Here is an 18378-nt window from a genome sequence, read left to right as displayed (position 1 = left end):
GGGACTCTCTTGTGATTGTTGTTGGAGTGAAATCAGGTCCGTGCGCCGGACTGGCGATAGCGATCCAGCGCCACCGCGCCGATGATCACAATGCCCTTGATGATGTACTGCCAGATATCCGACACACCCAGCAGCACCAGGCCGTTGGTGAGCACCGCGATAATCAGCGCCCCGATCAGCGTGCCGCCGATGGTGCCGACGCCGCCGGTAAAACTGGTGCCGCCGAGAATCACCGCAGCAATCGCGTCCAGCTCATAGGATTGCCCCAGTTGCAGGCCATTGGCGGCGAACAGGCGCGAGGCGTTCATCACCGCGCCCAGCCCGGCCAGTGCACCGGACATGGCGTAGACGAACAGCAGCACTTTCCACACCTTGATCCCCGACAAGCGCGCCGCTTCCGGGTTGCCGCCGACGGAGTAGATCTGCACGCCCATGACGGTGCGGCGCAGGATGAACCACGACAGCGCCACCACCGCGACGGCAATGATCACCAGCCACGGCACGCCCAGCACCGAGTCATTGCCGATAAACGCAAACGGCAGGTCGGGGTTGAACACGGTTTTGTCATCTGCCAGCAACCGCGCCAGGCCGCGCATGGCGGTCAGTGCGCCGAGGGTGACGATAAACGGCGGCAGGCGCATGAAGGCGATCAGCCCGCCATTGACCAGGCCCAGCAACAGACCGAAACCGATGCCGGCAGCAATCCCGAACATGCCGAACTGTGGCGACATTGAGGCCTGCAACGCGACCACAGCGGACGCCGCGAGAATTGCGCCGACGGACAAGTCGATGCCCGCCGTCAGAATCACAAAGGTCATGCCCGCCGCCAGCACCACATTCACCGAAGCCTGCTGGGTGATGATCGACAGGTTCTGCACGGTGAGGAAGTTTTCACTGGCCAGGGCAAACCCGACCAGCAGCAATATCAGCACCGGCAGCATGCCGACCGTGCGCATCAGCTCGCGAACGCGTTCCGCTTTACCGACGGGCGCAAGGGCAAGTGTGTGGTTGTTTGAATCAGCCATGGGCAGCCACCTGATCGCCACCGGTGGCGAGGTCAATAATACGTTCCTGGGAAATGACGTGGCCGGATGCCCCGCCGACTTCGGCCACCAACTGGCCTTCGCGCATGATCAACACGCGGTCGCACGTGCCGATGATTTCCGGCAACTCACTGGAGATCACCACAATGCCAACACCGGCCAGCGCCAGTTGATTGATGATGCGGTAGATCTCGGACTTGGAGCCGATGTCCACGCCCCGCGTCGGTTCGTCGAGGATCAGCACATGCGGCTTGACCTCCAGCAGCCGCGCCAGCAGCACTTTCTGCTGATTGCCGCCGCTCAAGGCGCCGACATTGACCTTGCCCGATGCCACCCGGATCGACAGCGACTTGATCGCGTCATTTGAACGCTGGTTAGCATGGCCGCGATCCAGCACGCCACCGGCATGCGCGTCCGGCACACAGGCGCAGACGTTGATGTTGTCGGCCACGCTCATGTCGAGGAACAGGCCCTGGGCCTTGCGGTCCTCGGTGAGGTACACCACGCCGGCGCGGATCGCGTCAGCCGGGTTACGCAGTTGGGTGACGGTCTTGCCCACCACTTCAAGTGTGCCGCTGGTGCGCGGGTCGGCCGCGAAGATCAGCCGCGCCAGCTCCGTGCGCCCTGCCCCGACCAGCCCGGCAATGCCCAATACTTCGCCGGCGTGCAGGTCGAAACTGCACTGGCGCACGCGCTTGCCATCGGCCATGTCACGCACGCGCATCACCACGTTGCCGGGGTTATAGGCGGCGTGTTCCTTCTTGTAGAACCCGGAAAGATCGCGGCCGACCATCATTTTCACCAACACCTCGGCCGACAGCGCCTCGCGCGTCAGCTCGCCGATGTACTGGCCGTCGCGCAGCACCGAAACCCGGTCCGACAACTCATAGATCTCGGCCATGCGGTGGCTGATGTAGATAATCGCCAGGCCCTGGCTGCGCAGCTGTTTGATCAAGGCAAACAGGCGGTCGGTCTCACGCGATGACAGCGGCGTGGTCGGCTCGTCCATCACCAGGATCCTGGCGTGGGCATGCAGCGCACGGGCGATTTCCACCAGCTGGCGCTCGGCAATCGACAAGCTGCTCACCGGCGTGGTGGGTTTGAACCCAGCGCCCAGGCGTTGCAGCACCTCGACGCAGCCGGCTTGCATGCCCTTGCGGTCGATGGTCCAGCCGCGCCGCAGTTCGCGGCCCAGGTAGATATTCTCGGCCACGCTCAGGTTGGGGCACAGGCTCAGTTCCTGGTAAATCACGGCGATGCCGAGGGTCTTGGCAGTGGCGGGGTCGAAGGTGGCGACGGGCTGGCCGTCGATGCGGATTTCACCGCCGGGATCGGCCTGGTAGGCGCCGGAGAGGATTTTCATCAGGGTGGATTTGCCGGCGCCGTTCTCCCCCATCAACGCGTGGATTTCACCGGGGTAGACCTTCAGGCCGACATTCTTGAGCACGCGCAAACCGTTGAAGGTTTTGCTGATGCCCTGCATCTGAAGCAAGGGTTCAAGGCTCATGGATGAGCTCCTGGAATTATTATTTTTGTAGTCGAGTGCTGCCGACTCTAGTCCAGTTACATTTCCTTACGCAAGCGCTTGCGCGCGCCGTTTATCGATTGATTAAACGTTTCACCAAGCCCACAAGCGCAAAACCTGCACACCGTCGGGTGCATGAAATGAAATTTATACACCAGCGGAATGAAACCCTGTGCCCGTCCGTTCTGCCAGCAGTCATTGGAAGAAATCAGGATGCGTCATGACCTCCAACGCAAGCGTTGTCGTTTACATCTGGTATTCCCAATGGCGGCTGAACGCGGTCAACTTGTGGGAGCGGGCTTGCCCGCGAAGGCGGTGTGCCAGTGATACATGAGCTGACTGGCCCACCGCATTCGCAGGCAAGCCAGCTCCCACAGAAAAGCAAAGCGCTGCGGTACTGGCGGGCTGAACGCGGTCAACTTGTGGGAGCGGGCTTGCCCGCGAAGGCGGTGTGCCAGTGACACATGAGCTGGCTGACCCACCGCATTCGCAGGCAAGCCCGCGCCCACATTTGGATCTCTGTGCATCAGGTAGATGGGCTTCGTTTGTACTCGGTTAAAGGTGGGAGCTGGCTTGCCTGCGATGGCATCTACTGTGTGTCACTGATAGACCGAGGTGCCTGCATCGCAGGCAAGCCAGCTCCCACAAAAAAGCAAAGCAGTGATGTGCTGGCAGCTGAACTCGCTCCCACATTTGGAGCTTTGTGCATCAGATAGGCGTGTGTTGCTGTGCTCCGGCATTTCGGGAATTTGCCAAAAGTGACCCGCTGTAAGAGCGCAACCGCCAGCCGCCCTGAGCGCAGCAACGGATATGCCCCCGCCCACCAATCCCTCCAAAACCCGCCAAGTCAAAGCTGCCAAGCATCAAAACGCCATAATCTCTGCTATCGTCCAAAGACCTCATCTCCTCCTCGTCGCCCTCGTGCGATCTCAGTGAGCATGCTCTGCGCCATCGGCTGTCAATGATGGCGGGCCTGAAGTTCATGGAACGCCACCGCGATGGATAAAAACCCAACCGAACGACCCCTCGAACCGCAATCGCGGGCCGAAAAAATCGTCGAATTCAAACGCCAGAAAACCCTGCTCAAGACCGGCGCCCTGCAAGACGCGATCTTCAACAGCGCGTATTTTTCAAGCATCGCCACCGACGAAAAAGGCGTGATCCAGATCTTCAACGTCGGCGCCGAACGCATGCTCGGCTACGCCGCCGACGACGTGCTGAACCGCATTACCCCCGCCGACATTTCCGACCCCGCCGAACTCATCACCCGCGCCGCCGCCCTCAGCCTGGAGCTCGACACACCGATCACGCCGGGCTTTGAAGCTCTGGTGTTCAAAGCCTCGCGCGGCATCGAAGACATTTACGAGCTGACCTACATCCGCAAGGACGGCAGTCGCCTGTCGGCCATGGTCTCGGTGACGGCCCTGCGCAACCGCCACGACACCATCATCGGCTACTTGCTGATCGGCACCGACAACACCGCGCGCAAGCAGGAAGAAGCCGAGCGCAAAGGCTTCGAACGCGCCCTGGAAGAAAAGAACCTGGAACTGGAACACGCCAACCGCATGAAGTCCGAGTTCCTCGCCACCATGTCCCACGAGTTGCGCACGCCGTTGAACGCGGTGATCGGCTTTTCCGAGGCGCTCAAGGATGGCCTGGTCGGCGACATGAGTGAGGTGCAGCGTGAATACATCGGCGATATCTTCACCAGCGGCCAGCACCTGCTGTCGCTGATCAACGACATTCTCGACCTGTCCAAGGTCGAGGCCGGGATGATGGACCTGGAGCTTGAGGCCGTGGAGCTCGCCGGCTTGCTGGCCAACAGTCTGTTGATCGTGCGCGAAAAAGCCGCCCTGCAACGCATCCAGTTGAAACTGGAAAGCGACGGCGATTTCGGCACCCTGGAACTGGACCTGCGCAAAACCAAGCAGATCATCTACAACCTGCTGGCCAATGCGGTGAAGTTCAGCGAACACGGCGCCTCCGTGACCCTGGCGGTGCGCGAGGTCAGTCGCGCCCAGGTCGGGCAGATCCCTGGCGACTGGCCGACCCATGGCTTCGCCCTGCAGCCCAGCCCCCACGCGCAGTTCCTCGAACTGAGCGTCAGCGACACCGGCATCGGCATTGCCAAGGACGACATGAGCAAGCTCTTCAAGGCGTTCAGCCAGATCGACAGCAGCCTGGCGCGTAAATTTGAAGGCACGGGTTTGGGGCTGGCGATGGTCAAGCAATTGACCGACCTGCATGGCGGCAGCGTCGCCGTCGCCAGCCGCGTGGGCCTGGGCACCCGCTTTGTGGTGTGGCTGCCACTGCACCGTGCCTCGGAGGCCGCATGGCCGAAATCCTGATCGTCGAAGACAACGAGGCGAACATGCGCCTGGCTCGGTTGTTGCTGGTCAATGCCGGTCACAGCGTGTTGTGGGCGGCGGATGCAGAAACCGGGCTGACGCTGGCGCGGGAAAAACAGCCGGCGCTGATCCTGATGGATATCCAGTTGCCGGGCATGGACGGCCTTGCCGCCACCCGACTGCTCAAGCAAGACCCCGGCACCGCGCACATTCCGGTGATCGCCCTGACCGCCATGGCCATGAAGGAAGACCGCGAAAAGACCCGACTGGCCGGCTGCGACGCCTACATCATCAAGCCGCTGCGCTACAAAGAGCTTTACCAGACCATCGACACCTTGCTGCAACAACATATCAGCCCACTCCTATGAGTCCTCTCCATGGCCAGCCAACCCGCAACGCTATTGATCGTTGATGATGAACCCCAGGTTCGCAAGCTGCTGGAAACCCTGCTGCAGCACGAGGGCTACCAGACCCTGAGTGCCAGCAGCGGTGAAGAAGCCTTGCAGTTGGTGGCGCAGCAACCGCCCGACCTGATCCTGCTGGACATCATGATGCCGGGCATGGACGGCTACGAGGTGGCCAGCCACTTGAAGGGCGACGAAGCCACGGCGAGTATCCCGATCATCATGTTGTCGGCCCTCAGTGAGCCCAGCGCGCGCGTCACCGGGCTGGAAACCGGCGCCGAGGAGTTCATCAGCAAACCGGTGGAGCGTGTCGAGTTGTGGCTGCGGGTGCGCAACCTGCTGCGGCTCAAGGCGCGCGGCGATCATTTGAAAGTCCACAACCTGATGCTCGAGCAGCAACTGCAGCAGCGAACGGGAGAGCCGGCGGGCATGAGCGTGCACGACCTGGCGCGCCAGGATCTGGAAAACGCCCTGCGCCTGGCGGTCGAAACCAATGCATTCAGCGTGCATTACCAACCCAAGGTCGAGCTGGCCGGCGGCCAGATATGCGCACTCGAAGCCCTGCTGCGCTGGGAGCGGCCAGGCTATGGCGCGGTTTCACCGGCGGTATTTGTGCCGATACTCGAGAGCCTGGGCCTGATCGTGCCGGTCGGGCGCTGGGTGATTGACACGGTTTGCCAGCAAATCGCCGTGTGGCAACGCGGTCTGATTGGCGCCGTAGAGGTTTCAGTCAACGTTTCCGGTCATCAGTTGATCGAGGGCGACCTGATTGCCGATATCGAACGCACCTTGAGGCAAACCGGGGTTGCGCCGCACTGGCTGGAGGTCGAACTGACCGAAGGCTCATTGATGGAAAACACCCAGCACACCATTGCCAGCCTGCAACGGCTGCGCACGATGGGCGTGAAAATCTCCATCGATGACTTCGGCACCGGCTATTCAAGCCTGGCGTATCTGCGCCGGTTTCCCATCGACACGTTGAAGATCGACATCGCGTTTATTCGCGAAGTCACCACCAACCCGCAAGACGCGGCCATTACCCGCACGATCATTGAACTGGCCCATAGCCTGAGCCTGCAAGTGGTTGCCGAAGGTGTCGAAACCCAGGATCAGCTGGCGTTTCTGAAGGCCGCCGGGTGTGATCAGATCCAAGGGTACTTGTTCAGCCGGCCATTGCCCGCAGCCACGCTGGAACGCCTGCTACTGGAGCGAATGCCGCGGATCTGAAATCTCTTCGCGCAAACACTCGATCAGCCCGCGGTGTGTCGAACTCTATCGCCCCGCGCCGCTGACCAGCGAATTCGAGATCAAACAGGGTGGCGACCTTCATATCGACTATTCAACCGTGTGGCAGAGGCTGATTTAATTTCCAACTGACGGCCACGTTTCCTATGCTGCGAGGGTCACTCACTTTCCGTACAGGTGCCGCATGCCCCTTGAGAACACCCCTCGCCCACTCTGGTTGACCTTTGATTGCTACGGCACGCTGATCCAGTGGGACGAAGGCCTGCGCGCCGCGATCGATAAAATCCTCGACGAAAAAGGTGATCATCAGGTCGACCGGGATACCTTGCTCAGCGCCTACGATCATCACGAACACACGCATATCTGCGCCAGCCCGCACCTGGACCGCGTGCCTGAGCTGTTCAAGTCCGTGGGTTGGTGAGGCCTATCGAAATCACCTGACGCGCCGCGATCCCACTGTGGGAGCGGGCTTGCCCGCGAATGCGCAGTGTCATTCACTGAAGAGGTCGGCTGATACGCCCTCTTCGCGGGCAAGCCCGCTCCCACATGGGGGGGCGTGTACAGGCAGCATTTCAGGGGTCCAGCACCAGGCCGGCGTCGGCGGCTGACTGCACCAGGCTCTTTTGCCACTGCGCCAGGTTGCTCGCCGGGCGCTCCATGGCCAGTGAGTGGTCGAAAGCGCGGTTGAAGTTCTGCCCGGTGGCGTCGTGAAAGCGCCCCAGCAGTCGACCCTGACGAAATTGGCCGATGCCGAACGGATTCGCCTGCGGCACAGCAGTAACGGTGCCGCGCAGCCGCCCTTGAGCCTGTAAGGGGTGTCAGCCGTCGATGTAGCCGAACGGACACCCCTGGCAACTGAGCACGAAGGTTGAAATGAGGGGTAAAGATTATCGCCGCCAGGCGCCGGAATCGCTGCACGCAATACTGCCACAAGGGGATGCCACGCCACTGTGCCGTGGCGTATTCCCCTGCCCAGGTGACAGACTTTATGACGCGTATTTCCACCCCCCACGCTGCGCACGTGCAGCCAACGCAGGTTCCTGACAGCAACGTTGCACCGCCCAGGCTCACCGCTGAGCCCGGCGCGCCCATTCAGCCAGCCATTGAAGGCACCCGGGCCCACGGTGATCGCGAGCTGGCGGCTCAGTACGGCGCCGCACTGCGCGGCATAACCGGCGTAGCCGCCCGCGATGCTGACCAGAAAATCTGGCCCATTCCCCCGCATTCGACCTTCGGCCAGTGGTGGGCGCAGCTGGCCAACGCCTTGCGATCACCGGATGTGGCCCAGTGGGTCCATGACCAGGGCATAGACAGCCACTCGATCAGCCTGAACCCGACGTCCGGGCAGATTTGCTTCACGCTCAAGCGCCGCCTGGATCCCGCGCAGACGCTGCACACGCTGGGGCTGGACGACAGACACTGGGGCGCCATCAGCGGCCCGGTTCTGCAGGCGGCACGTATCATTGCAGCCGGCCAGGCGGATGCGACCTTCACCCTGCCGGGCGTTACAAACGAGCACATCGCGCCCTTGGCACTGGTGGGCAATTTTTATCAAGAACCGTCCCACCTTTCGGGCACAGCCCTAAAGCAGCGTGCCGACGCACTCAGCCGCGAGCGCCGCTTCGCCGGGCTCGACCCTGTGGCCTTTCCCGGCTTGATCGAATCGCGCAGCGAAAGTGCCCTGCAAAGCCAGAAATCCGTAGTCGACGATACGCATGCACAGCACCAGGCCGCGGCGTCGTTGCGGTACTTGTCAGCGCAGTTGAAAGACGGCATGCGATCAAATGCCGACATCGCCGATGAGTTACAGGCAAACACCCTTCAACTGGGCACCGACAGCACTTACCGCAGCGATCACACGCAGACGTGGGCCGAGGTCAGCCTCAAGCAGTTCCTGGAAGATAACGGCTGGGATGTACCGACCTGCCGCGAAGACATCGACAACCTTGCCCACGCAATCACCACACCACCGCCCCTTGCTCCGACGCACGGGAACCTTGGCGGTGCGCTGAGCTGGCCGCAACCCCTGGATCAGCGTAACCAGCGACTGTTGAGTACCGGCTTGTACGCAGGCGGCTTGGGCGACATTGATGTGCGCCCGTTTAACAATGTCCTGGAGTACCTGCTCGACAACAGGCCTCTCACGCCCTCAACGCTGAGCCAGCCGCGACACTTACTCGACGAGTTGCTCAATACGCCCAGAGGCAAGGCACTGGGCGAGGCAATCCAGGCCAGCTTCGAGGCACGGTCGATCAAGGGCAGTGCCACCGATTGGCTGCTGGCGGCATTGAACGTGGAGCGTGTCAGCGTGACCGATCCGTTTGGCACTGCGCGGCCAGACACGCCACTGAGCATTGAGGGTTACACGCTGTTCTGCGCCGAAAACGCCGGCAAGTCCGCGTCTACCATCATCAGGGAGTTGGAAGACCACCTGGTGACCACCGGCCGAGCGTCCTCCCCGGCCACCGCCTCAGTGCTGACTCAACTTTTGCTTGCCAGTCGGGCGCCGGCGCTTTTGGTCAAGGACATCCCCGATCAGGTGGCCGTGGGCACCCACAGCTGGGTCAGCTTTGCCACGGCGGTCGCGCGCATCGAGGCAAAAGCGCCAGGGGCAACAGCGGCGATGAGCTATGCGCGCGTCATGCTGGAGGCCAGCGTTGCACCTGTGACCGATGACGAGCGCCGCATTGAATATGCCGCCCAGCATGAAGCGATCAAGGACTGGGCCGTTGGCAATGGCATGCATTACCCGACCACCGATGCGGCCATGGCTCAGGTGCGTCAGCGATTCAGTGCCCAGGTCAGTGAGTTGAGAGAGGCCGCCGAGACGCAAATCGGCGAGATGCCGACCACAAAAGCCCTGGCGCTGGCGCAACTGAAACTCGCCTTGCCGGCAATGGCCCCGAACCTGTTTGAAGAAAAATGCATCACCTCGCAGCCCGCCAGCCGGCACTTTCCGGGACCTTACTCGCTGCTGGATCTGTTTATCGACGGCAGAGCCCTGCTCGGCGCTCCCGACTCGTCCGACGATTGGGGCCGGGCTGGTCGCGCTGTGGTCAGCGCGGTGACGTTGGGCAACGTCTCTTTGCCCACCGATGGCGCGCCGGGGGCTTGGGTAACGTCATCGAATGCGATCAACATCAACGCCGCTCTGGCAACGCTTAAAGACCTGCCGCGTCCGCAGGATGCGTTTGATCAAGCGTTTGCGTCCTACGCCAGCCGCGTAAAAAAGACCACCGCTGCGCAGCTCAAGCACTTGATAGCCAGGCTGCCGCTGCAAGACCGACAAAACCTGGAATTCGGCAAAATAAGCGTGCGCAAGGAAATTGAATACAGCCGAGATGATCGCCGCGTTGCAGAAGGAGTGCTGCTGGTCGAGACCCAGCGCAATGGCACGACCATGACCTATGAAGTCGACCGTCTCAAGGGCACGGTGACCCGGCGGCCGGGCCAGACCTACAAAGAGTACCCACCGGCTGGCGGTTGGTATCCGTCACCCGGCAAACGCTACGATGCCGTAAAGCCTGCGGGTGAATACTCATCGGCGCTGCTGGATGAGCGCCAAGGTGCGCAGACCGTGCCTGATAGCTTCGCCAGTGACCGAACCCGGTACATCGCCGATGCGCTGATCGAAGACATCAACCTGCCTGCGGTGCACCGCAGCGCCAAAGGCGTGACGACCTTCGACACTGAAGTGCCGACCTATAAGGTGGTTGAGGAAGTAGCGCTGAATCTGATCCCGTTCAGGTCAGCCATCAAGCATTTCATCGACGGCAACGTGAAGGACGGCGCCGTCGATCTGGCCTTCGATATCTTTGGTTTCGCGGTGGGCCTGGGTGCTGCGGCCAAGGGCGCGAAAGGCGCACTGGCCGGCGCTTCGGCCATTTCCAAACTCGGCCAGACGTTCAAGATCGTCGGGCGTGCGGCGGTCGGCTCGCTCAACCCCCTGAGCGGAGTGGATGACCTGGCTCGCGGCGTCGCCAATGGCGTACGCAGCTGGACCGGCACCGCCTATAAAGGCCTCAAGCACCTGCGCGGGTCTTACCGCAGTGTCAACCTGCTCGAGTTGGCGAAAAAGCCCGATCTCGCGCAAGGCACCTTCAGGGCCTCTCACCGTGCGCAGAGCACCCCAGCGCTGGCGACATTCGATGAGGCAACCAAAAACTGGTACGCCTTTGATCCGCGCACGAAACAGGCGTACGGCAAAGCGCTGGACAACTTTGTCATCGACAGCTCCAACTCAAACGACGCCAGCAGCCTGCACGCCCTCGGCGGCGATGACCTGGTGAAGATCGCCGAACGGCAACAGGGCCTGGCGGCAAACGGCACGTTCAAGGTCGGGCAACAGACCGTCGAAGGTCATGCCGTGCTGTTCCAGGGTCACTGGCATCAATACGACGCGGTGAAAAAATACCCCTTTGGCCCCCCGCTGAAAGACTTCACGCCCAAGCGCCTGGCGGCCAGTGGCGAGACCCGCACACTGGATGCCAACCTGCGCGGTTATGAAGCCAGACACATAGCCCCCGACGCGCTTTCGACCAAGGGCTTGCAGGGCAACGTGTACGTAGGCCGCAGTAAAAAAGAATATGTAAAGGTCGACGGAACACTTTATGAGTCACGGTTGAAGGACGGCCAGCGAGTCATCCGGCAGCCCAATGGCACGGGGCCAGAGATCGCTATCAGGGACCTCGGCGCGTCCGGCTGGGAACCCACCTCCAGGTCCGCCCGGCTGCTGGGTGGCACCCATGACACACCCACGCCCTGGAAGTTTGGCGACAGCACTTACGTGGTCCCGATGGATGACATTCAAGTCGTCGAACATGCAGCCACGCCGTTCAGGCTCAATCACAAAGGCGCCGAACACAGCGTCATCTTCGACAGCTCGGCCGGTGCGTGGAAAGAGACCACGCTCGCCACGGGTATCGATGACACGCCCGCGAGGTATTTCTGGCGAAGTGCCAAGGGCAAGTGGCAACGGGGAACGCTTGATGAGTTCAGCAAAGCTAAAAAAGCCGACGCGCATCAGTACACCTTTATTGATGTCTCCCCGCCGTCGGTGCTGAAGGTGCCAAACGAGGTGAAACCGCTGCCCAAGGCGCTGCACTATTTTTGGGCCGGCCAGGCAATACCGTCGCACCTGGCCGACAACATTGCCAGGAACGCCACTCAAGCGCCCGGCTACACCTCCATCCTTCACGTCGATGCCGACAGCCCGGCGGTGTTTCAACGCATAAAAACCACGCTGCAGAGCAAGGCTCCCGGCGTGAAGGTGGTGAACCTGCATGAGGACGAAGTCTTCAAGCCGCTCAGGCGCGGCGAAATGTACGACTACTTTCGGCAGGGGCAAGGCAAAAACCTGGCGGCCGCCTCGGACGTTGCGCGTTATCCCATCATGAACAAGCACGGCGGCGTGTATCTGGACACCGATGACGTCATTCAAAAAAACATCGGCACCGACGCATTGCTCGCCGGCGCTGACGATGTTTTGCTCGGCGCGCCGGTCGTGCATAGCCTGACCGACTACACGCCGTTCTATAACACCAGTAACTTCGCGACACGCCCTGGCAACCCGGTCATCGAAGCGATGATCACGCAGATGAACCAACGCTTTAAGGCCAACAAGGCGTACTTCGCGGCCAACCGCCCCACTGCCACGAAAACCGCCGATGGCCGGGTGCACTACACGCCCGAATTCACCGCGTATGAACGCAAGATATTCGAGACCGCTGGCCCGAATCTATTCAATGACATCCTCAAATCGAACCGGCCCGACCTGTACGACCTGGGTTTGGATGGATTAGCCAAAGAGTCCAAGCTGGTCGACGGCAGCCTCGTCTCGTCCGGGCCTATCGTCGACATTGAAAACGACGTGCTTGGCGTCTACGCCAGCAAAGGGCTTGCGCCACCGGAGCATCTGCGAGAGCAGATACAAAAAATCAAACACCACTACTACCCGCTTCGCTACCGGTTCCACGTCAGCATCGGCGCCGATCACTCGTGGATCAACACCTGACCCAACAACTTTGAACCAGTACCGGGTCGTGGTCCTCCAACGGCTACAAACCACGGCCACGGTGCACGTTCGATGACTTTTATTCTTTGGTTGGCCGTACTCGGCGCGGTATTGCTGACCCTCGCCCTCACCTCCTCCTACCTGCGCTGGATGCCGGTGACAACCTCGGCAGTCTGCCTGTTGCTGGGCATCGCCATCGGCCCGCTGGGCATGGACCTGCTGCAGATGGACATCAAGGCCTCCGCACGCTGGATGGAACACTTAACGGAAGTGGCGGTGCTGTTTTCGCTGTTCGTCAGCGGCCTGAAGCTGCGCCTGCCCTTGCGGCATCGCACCTGGCGCATTGCGTTTGGCATGGCCGGCCCGGTGATGTTGCTGACTATCCTGGGCAGCGGCCTCGCGCTGCATTATCTGTTCGACCTTTCCTGGGGCGTTTCGCTGTTGGTCGGTGCCATTCTCGCGCCGACCGACCCGGTACTGGCCGGCCTGGTTCAGGTCAATAATGCGCAGGACTATGACGCGCTGCGTTTTGGTCTGTCGGGCGAGGCCGGCCTGAACGATGGCACGGCGTTTCCGTTTGTGATCTTTGCGCTGTTATTCATGCAGCACGGCGGCTTTGACGGTGACTGGCTGGGCGGTTGGGCGCTGAAAAACCTGCTGTGGGCCGTACCGGCCGGGTTGCTGATCGGCTACTGGATGGGCCGAGGCATCGGCCGCGTGACCTTGTGGATGCGCATCACTAACGAAGACAGCACCTTGTCACCCAACGATTACCTGACGCTGGCGTTGATCGCCCTGGCCTACGTGGCAGCCGAGGCCGTGGGCGGCTACGGCTTTTTGTCGGTGTTCGCCGCCGGGCTCGGCTTGCGCCAGGCAGAGTTCAGGTCCACGGGCAATTCGAAGACGCCCTCCGAGCACTTGGCATTGCCGGTGGTGGGCCATCTGGAAGTCGAACCTGCGCGCGCGCTCCAAGGTGATGTCAGTGAACTGCAAGACACGCAGATCGCCGCCGGTGTGATGATGGGCGACATGTTGTCGTTCGGCAGCCTGGTGGAGCGCTCGATGGAGGTTTTCCTGGTGACGTTGCTGGGGATCATTCTGGTCAGTCATTGGGACTGGCGCGCGTTGCCGGTGGCGGCGCTGTTGTTTTGCGTGATCCGGCCGGCGAGTGTGCTGGCAGTGCCTTGGGGCAGCCTGATCGACTATCGGCAGCGCGGTTTGATGGGCTGGTTCGGTATCCGCGGGATCGGCAGCATCTACTACCTGTTTTATGCGCTCAACCACGGCTTGATCGGCACCAGCAGTGCGGTGGCGGTGAACCTTACGGTGTCGGTGATCGCCTTAAGCATCGTCGTTCATGGCCTGAGTACCCAGCCGATGCTGGTCTGGTATGAACGACGTGCCAAGGTGAAAGCTCAAAAAATTGCAGCTCAGTCCTGATTTTCGGTATGACCGACATCGGCCGCGTCATCCAGGTCGTTCAGCGGCACTTCTGCATCATCCATCAGTGAACCCGGGTCTTCGTTGCCCGGGTCATTGAGTTCTTCGTCGTCTGGATCTGACATGACCGTCTCCTCTAACCGCCTTGGGTATCGATATCGGCATCCGTCTCAGGCTTGGCTTCGGGCTCAGGCTTGAAGTCGGGGCTGTAGTCGTTTTCCTTGGCTTTTGGGTCGCTGGCAGGTTTTGGGTCTTTCGGCGCGTCGGCGGCAGTGCCGGGGGCCGGCTCTCCACCATCGATGGCCGGGTCGTTGCGGTTGCTGACTTGCGGATCATTGCTTGTGTTCATGGGGTCACCTCTTCGCAGTTTCGGAAAACACATCCTGCGTAAAGGTAAGGTCCCGCGCAGGACGATGAAGTTCCGACGATTTAACCAGCGTGCTCAAGACACAGGGTTATCGATCTGGATGTAGAACGCGTAGACGCCCAGCAATAGCCAGAACACCATGAACAGCCACGGCGCGCGCATGGAGAACAGCAGCGACTTGCGATAGCCCTTGTGCGACGACTCGGTTTCACAAAACAGCGGCGAATCGTCATAGGCCAAGCCCATCACCGGCTCGCTGCGCAGCAATTCACTTTGTTTGTAGTGCCAGTGGTCGATGATTTCGTACGCGGCGCGGATCCCCGGCCAGGCATTCAGGGAACTGAGCACCCCCAGGGAGGCCAGGAACACCGGCACGATCAAGGTGAAAAACTTGCCCCATTCCGGGTTCAGGTTGCCCATGCCGGAGACAAAGGCGATGACCAGGAACGACTGCGCCGTCAGGTAGGCGTCGGTGCGGTTGGCCAGGATGGAGGTTTCGTACTGGATTTCGCGGCGATAGAAGTCAAGGCGGTCCTTGGGCGAACCAAAAATCTTGGCGTTGTGTTCACTGTGATCGTCCAGCGCTGCTTCCGGAGTGTTCGGGGAGATGATTCTGGGCACGACGGTGCTCCACAAGGTTGCGAGTCTCGTTAGAAGAATCGGGGAGCAGTGAAGTTCAAGTTTGTTCATGCACCATTGTGGAACACGCCCTGCACCCTTGTAGTGAGCGGGCTTGCCCCGCGTTGCAGTGCGCAGCGCTGCTGCGTTTTCCTGGGGGCCGCTGCGCAGCCCGACGCGGGGCAAGCCCGCTCGCCACAATGCGCTCCGCTGTCACCATCAGCCGGCTCGTCGCAGGATTAAATCGACACCAGGCCCAGTTCCGGCACACGCATTGCTTTATCCATTCATCTGCCCGGATTCAGGAGCATTCGTTACCCCCCGACCCAGAGCCGACCCCATAAGAAAGTAAGGACCAGGCCTGTTGGCACGATCAGCCACGGGCTCATAAAAAAATGCGTTTTTTAAAGCGGCAGTGCCACCCAAGCATCCCTGGGCACTGACAAGGTACTGGAATGGCTCGATCTTTCTTTGATGAAATGAATGACGCACAGGGCGTGTGCCGTGCGCATTATCAGGATTTCTCCCGCTGGCTGGCCAACACGCCGCCTGAACTGCTGGCGCAAAGGCGCCGCGAAGCCGATTTGCTGTTCCACCGCGCCGGCATCACCTTCACCCTCTACGGCGACGAGCAGGACACCGAGCGCCTGATCCCCTTCGATATCATTCCGCGCAGCATCCCCGCCACTGAATGGAGCGTGATCGAACGCGGCTGTATCCAGCGGGTCAATGCGCTGAACATGTTCCTGGCTGACATCTATCACGACCAACGCATCATCAAGGCCGGGATCATTCCCGCCGAGCAGGTGCTGGGCAACGAGGGTTATCAGAAGGCGATGGTCGGGCTGGACCTGCACCGCGACATCTATTCGCATATTTCCGGGGTTGACCTGGTGCGCGACGGCGACGGCACCTATTACGTGCTCGAAGACAACCTGCGCACCCCCAGCGGCGTGAGCTACATGCTCGAAGACCGCAAGATGATGATGCGCCTGTTCCCGGAAGTGTTCGCCAAGCAGCGCATCGCGCCGGTGGACCACTACCCCAACCTGCTGCTCAAGACCCTGAAAAGTTCCAGCCGCCTCGACAACCCCAACGTGGTGGTATTGACGCCTGGGCGCTTCAACAGCGCCTTTTTCGAACACGCCTTCCTCGCCCGAGAAATGGGCGTGGAACTGGTCGAAGGCGCCGACCTGTTCGTGCACGACCTCAAAGTGTTCATGCGCACCACCGACGGGCCCAAGCCGGTGGATGTGATTTACCGGCGTATCGACGACGCCTTCCTCGACCCCAAGGCCTTCAACCCCGATTCGATGCTCGGCGTGCCGGGGCTGGTCGCCGCCTATTGCGCCGGCAATGTGGTGCTGGCCAATGCGATTGGCACCGGCGTAGCCGATGACAAGTCGGTTTACCCGTACGTGCCGGAGATGATCCGCTTTTATCTGGATGAAGAGCCGATCCTGCAAAACGTGCCGACCTTCCAGTGCCGCAAGCCGGATGAACTGTCCCACGTGCTCGCCCACTTGCCGGAACTGGTGGTCAAGGAAACCCAGGGCTCGGGCGGCTACGGCATGCTGGTCGGCCCGGCCTCCACCGCCGCCGAAATCGAGGATTTCCGCCAACGCATCAAGGCACGCCCCCACGCCTACATCGCCCAACCGACCCTGAGCCTGTCCACCTGCCCCACCTTCGTCGAAAACGGCATTGCGCCGCGGCATATCGACCTGCGCCCGTTCGTGCTCTCGGGCAAGGAAACCCGCCTGGTGCCCGGCGGCCTGACCCGCGTGGCATTGAAGGAAGGCTCGTTGATCGTCAACTCGTCGCAAGGCGGCGGAACCAAGGACACCTGGGTGGTGGAGGGCTGAGTATGTTGAGTAGAACCGCCGCAGATCTGTACTGGATGTCGCGTTACCTGGAGCGTGCCGAGAACCTGGCGCGCATGCTCGAAGTCAGTTACTCGCTGTCGCTGATGCCCCAGGCCGGGCGCAGCGATGGGCTGGACGAACTGGCGATGGCGTTGCTCAGCAGTGGCACCCTGGAAAGTTACCTGGAGCGTCACAAACAACTGGACGCGACGCTTATGCTGCACTTTTTCGCCCTCGACGAAGAAAACCCCGCGAGCATCTACAACTGCCTGCGTGCCGCGCGGGGCAACGCTCACGCGGTACGCGGGCGCATTACCGCCGACATGTGGGAAAACCTCAACGCCACCTGGCTGGAAATGCGCAGCATCGCCGCCGGTGGCCTGGCGCGGCACGGCATCAGCCACTTCTGTGACTGGGTCAAGCAGCGTTCACACCTGTTCCGCGGCGCGACGTCCGGCACCATCATGCGCAATGACGCGTACCGATTTATTCGCCTGGGCACCTTCGTCGAGCGCGCGGACAACACCTTGCGGCTGCTGGACGCGCGCTATGAAATGTTTGGCGAGGAGTCGGAAGAAGTCAGCGACTTGTCGGCGCGCGGCTACTACCAGTGGAGCGCCCTGCTGCGGGCGTTGTCGTCGTTTGAGGCCTACACCGAGCTGTACCCGAACGCGTTGAATGCGCGCTCGGTGTCGGAGTTGCTGCTGCTGCGCAGTGATGTGCCGCGTTCGCTGCATGCGTGTATCGAGGAGTTGAGCCATATCCTCGCCGACTTGCCCGGCAGTTATGGGCGCACAGCGCAGCGCCTGGCGGCCGAATTCGAGGCGCGCCTGCGCTATACCGGGATCGACGAGATTCTGGAGGACGGCTTGCACAGCCGCCTGACAGACTTTATCGACACGGTGCGCGAGTTGGCACGGGCGATTCATAGCTCGTACCTGGAAGTGGTGTGAGTTGCAGTCACTTAACTGTCAGTTCGGGTGATTGACCCTGCTCAGGTACCGCTCTTATGTTGGGCAGGTGAAAGGCCTTCCCATCCCAAGAACAGGTACAGCGCATGTCCGAACTGACACTGACCCCCGCCGCCGCTCAGACGTTGCAACGCTGGCACGCGATGCTGGCCGGGCGCGATCTGCAATCGCTGCCCGAGCTGCTGGCGCCTGATGCCGTCTTCCGCTCACCCATGGCCCACACGCCCTACCCTGGCGCGTCTGTGGTGTCGATGATTCTCAACACCGTAATCACGGTGTTTGAAGACTTTAAATACCACCGTGAACTGGCCACGGCCGACGGGCTCAGTGTGGTGCTGGAGTTCAGCGCGCGGGTGGGCGACAAGCAACTCAAGGGGATTGACCTGATTCGTTTTAATGAGTTGGGGCAGATCGTTGAATTTGAAGTGATGGTGCGGCCGCTGAGCGGGTTGCAGGCGTTGGGGGAAGAAATGGGGCGGCGGTTGGCGCCTTATCTGGCAAACGCCAAAGGTTAAAACTGTGGGAGCGGGCTTGCCCGC

13 protein-coding genes and 2 pseudogenes are annotated in these 18378 nt (G+C 61.2%); 9 read left to right on the top strand and 6 right to left on the bottom strand.

The window, feature by feature from the left end; translation table 11 throughout:
• Positions 1 to 32: 32 nt before the first annotated feature.
• Positions 33 to 1025, bottom strand: a complete 993-nt coding sequence (locus NTD89_RS21035) for an ABC transporter permease subunit (protein ID WP_262209466.1) — start codon at positions 1023 to 1025, stop codon at positions 33 to 35.
• Complete coding sequence (locus tag NTD89_RS21030; RefSeq protein ID WP_262209465.1) at positions 1018 to 2550, bottom strand: sugar ABC transporter ATP-binding protein; 1533 nt, start codon at positions 2548 to 2550, stop codon at positions 1018 to 1020. Before NTD89_RS21030 ends, NTD89_RS21035 begins: the two co-directional genes overlap by 8 nt.
• 1016 nt (positions 2551 to 3566) lie before the next feature.
• Here NTD89_RS21030 and NTD89_RS21025 point away from each other — a divergent pair.
• The 4 genes and pseudogenes from NTD89_RS21025 to NTD89_RS21010 form a co-directional block, all read left to right on the top strand.
• The gene (locus NTD89_RS21025; protein ID WP_242196832.1) at positions 3567 to 4916 is read left to right on the top strand and encodes a sensor histidine kinase; all 1350 of its coding nucleotides are present in this window, start codon (positions 3567 to 3569) and stop codon (positions 4914 to 4916) included.
• Positions 4901 to 5284 carry a response regulator gene (locus NTD89_RS21020; RefSeq protein ID WP_145160607.1) on the top strand — a complete coding sequence of 128 codons (384 nt, stop codon included), beginning with the start codon at positions 4901 to 4903 and terminating at the stop codon, positions 5282 to 5284. Before NTD89_RS21025 ends, NTD89_RS21020 begins: the two co-directional genes overlap by 16 nt.
• Before the next feature lie 9 nt (positions 5285 to 5293).
• Complete coding sequence (locus tag NTD89_RS21015; protein WP_242196836.1) at positions 5294 to 6547, top strand: EAL domain-containing protein; 1254 nt, start codon at positions 5294 to 5296, stop codon at positions 6545 to 6547.
• Positions 6548 to 6749: 202 nt separating this feature from the next.
• Positions 6750 to 6944 (top strand): annotated as a pseudogene (locus NTD89_RS21010) (haloacid dehalogenase type II); the annotation flags it as partial.
• A 199-nt stretch (positions 6945 to 7143) separates the two neighbouring features.
• Here the strand turns inward: NTD89_RS21010 and NTD89_RS21005 are convergent.
• Positions 7144 to 7374 (bottom strand): annotated as a pseudogene (locus NTD89_RS21005) (succinylglutamate desuccinylase); the annotation flags it as partial.
• 179 nt (positions 7375 to 7553) lie between these two features.
• On the opposite strand from NTD89_RS21005, the gene NTD89_RS21000 reads away from it, so the two are divergent.
• Positions 7554 to 12578: a glycosyltransferase family 32 protein gene (locus NTD89_RS21000; protein ID WP_262209462.1), complete on the top strand. Its 5025-nt coding sequence runs from the start codon at positions 7554 to 7556 to the stop codon at positions 12576 to 12578.
• A 72-nt stretch (positions 12579 to 12650) separates the two neighbouring features.
• Positions 12651 to 14018: a cation:proton antiporter gene (locus NTD89_RS20995; protein WP_262209460.1), complete on the top strand. Its 1368-nt coding sequence runs from the start codon at positions 12651 to 12653 to the stop codon at positions 14016 to 14018.
• On the opposite strand, the gene NTD89_RS20990 is transcribed toward NTD89_RS20995, so the two are convergent.
• The 3 genes from NTD89_RS20990 to NTD89_RS20980 form a co-directional block, all read right to left on the bottom strand.
• Positions 14009 to 14143, bottom strand: a complete 135-nt coding sequence (locus NTD89_RS20990) for a hypothetical protein (RefSeq protein WP_256676416.1) — start codon at positions 14141 to 14143, stop codon at positions 14009 to 14011. The two genes, NTD89_RS20995 and NTD89_RS20990, sit on opposite strands and share 10 nt — an antisense overlap.
• A gap of 11 nt (positions 14144 to 14154) precedes the next feature.
• Positions 14155 to 14367, bottom strand: a complete 213-nt coding sequence (locus NTD89_RS20985; protein ID WP_145160599.1) for a hypothetical protein — start codon at positions 14365 to 14367, stop codon at positions 14155 to 14157.
• A 93-nt stretch (positions 14368 to 14460) separates the two neighbouring features.
• Positions 14461 to 15006 (bottom strand): hypothetical protein, encoded by a 546-nt coding sequence (locus NTD89_RS20980; RefSeq protein WP_145160597.1) that lies wholly within the window; start codon positions 15004 to 15006, stop codon positions 14461 to 14463.
• A 452-nt stretch (positions 15007 to 15458) separates the two neighbouring features.
• Between NTD89_RS20980 and NTD89_RS20975 the strand changes: the two genes are divergently transcribed.
• The 3 genes from NTD89_RS20975 (at position 15459) to NTD89_RS20965 (ending at position 18354) form a co-directional block, all read left to right on the top strand.
• The gene (locus NTD89_RS20975) at positions 15459 to 16868 is read left to right on the top strand and encodes a circularly permuted type 2 ATP-grasp protein (RefSeq protein ID WP_242196845.1); all 1410 of its coding nucleotides are present in this window, start codon (positions 15459 to 15461) and stop codon (positions 16866 to 16868) included.
• A 2-nt stretch (positions 16869 to 16870) separates the two neighbouring features.
• Entirely contained in the window at positions 16871 to 17821 is a 951-nt protein-coding gene (locus NTD89_RS20970) for an alpha-E domain-containing protein (RefSeq protein ID WP_145160593.1), read from the top strand.
• A 104-nt stretch (positions 17822 to 17925) separates the two neighbouring features.
• Positions 17926 to 18354, top strand: a complete 429-nt coding sequence (locus tag NTD89_RS20965) for a nuclear transport factor 2 family protein (RefSeq protein WP_262209457.1) — start codon at positions 17926 to 17928, stop codon at positions 18352 to 18354.
• The last annotated feature ends 24 nt before the right edge of the window (positions 18355 to 18378 follow it).

Origin of the sequence: Pseudomonas sp. 14P_5.3_Bac1, assembly GCF_025466135.1 — a bacterium.
In the GTDB taxonomy this organism is placed as follows: Bacteria; Pseudomonadota; Gammaproteobacteria; order Pseudomonadales; family Pseudomonadaceae; genus Aquipseudomonas.
Note: the sequence above shows the minus strand (reverse complement) of the source record. Positions and strands in the feature narration are given on the sequence as shown.

Coding starts and splice junctions, on each gene's coding strand:
- NTD89_RS20965 (WP_262209457.1), top strand. CDS start 17,926: ATGTCCGAACTGACACTGACCCCCGCCGCCGCTCAGACGTTGCAACGC.
- NTD89_RS21035 (WP_262209466.1), bottom strand. CDS start 1,025: ATGGCTGATTCAAACAACCACACACTTGCCCTTGCGCCCGTCGGTAAA.
- NTD89_RS20995 (WP_262209460.1), top strand. CDS start 12,651: ATGACTTTTATTCTTTGGTTGGCCGTACTCGGCGCGGTATTGCTGACC.
- NTD89_RS20970 (WP_145160593.1), top strand. CDS start 16,871: ATGTTGAGTAGAACCGCCGCAGATCTGTACTGGATGTCGCGTTACCTG.
- NTD89_RS21020 (WP_145160607.1), top strand. CDS start 4,901: ATGGCCGAAATCCTGATCGTCGAAGACAACGAGGCGAACATGCGCCTG.
- NTD89_RS21015 (WP_242196836.1), top strand. CDS start 5,294: ATGGCCAGCCAACCCGCAACGCTATTGATCGTTGATGATGAACCCCAG.
- NTD89_RS21030 (WP_262209465.1), bottom strand. CDS start 2,550: ATGAGCCTTGAACCCTTGCTTCAGATGCAGGGCATCAGCAAAACCTTC.
- NTD89_RS20990 (WP_256676416.1), bottom strand. CDS start 14,143: ATGTCAGATCCAGACGACGAAGAACTCAATGACCCGGGCAACGAAGAC.
- NTD89_RS20975 (WP_242196845.1), top strand. CDS start 15,459: ATGGCTCGATCTTTCTTTGATGAAATGAATGACGCACAGGGCGTGTGC.
- NTD89_RS21025 (WP_242196832.1), top strand. CDS start 3,567: ATGGATAAAAACCCAACCGAACGACCCCTCGAACCGCAATCGCGGGCC.
- NTD89_RS20985 (WP_145160599.1), bottom strand. CDS start 14,367: ATGAACACAAGCAATGATCCGCAAGTCAGCAACCGCAACGACCCGGCC.
- NTD89_RS21000 (WP_262209462.1), top strand. CDS start 7,554: ATGACGCGTATTTCCACCCCCCACGCTGCGCACGTGCAGCCAACGCAG.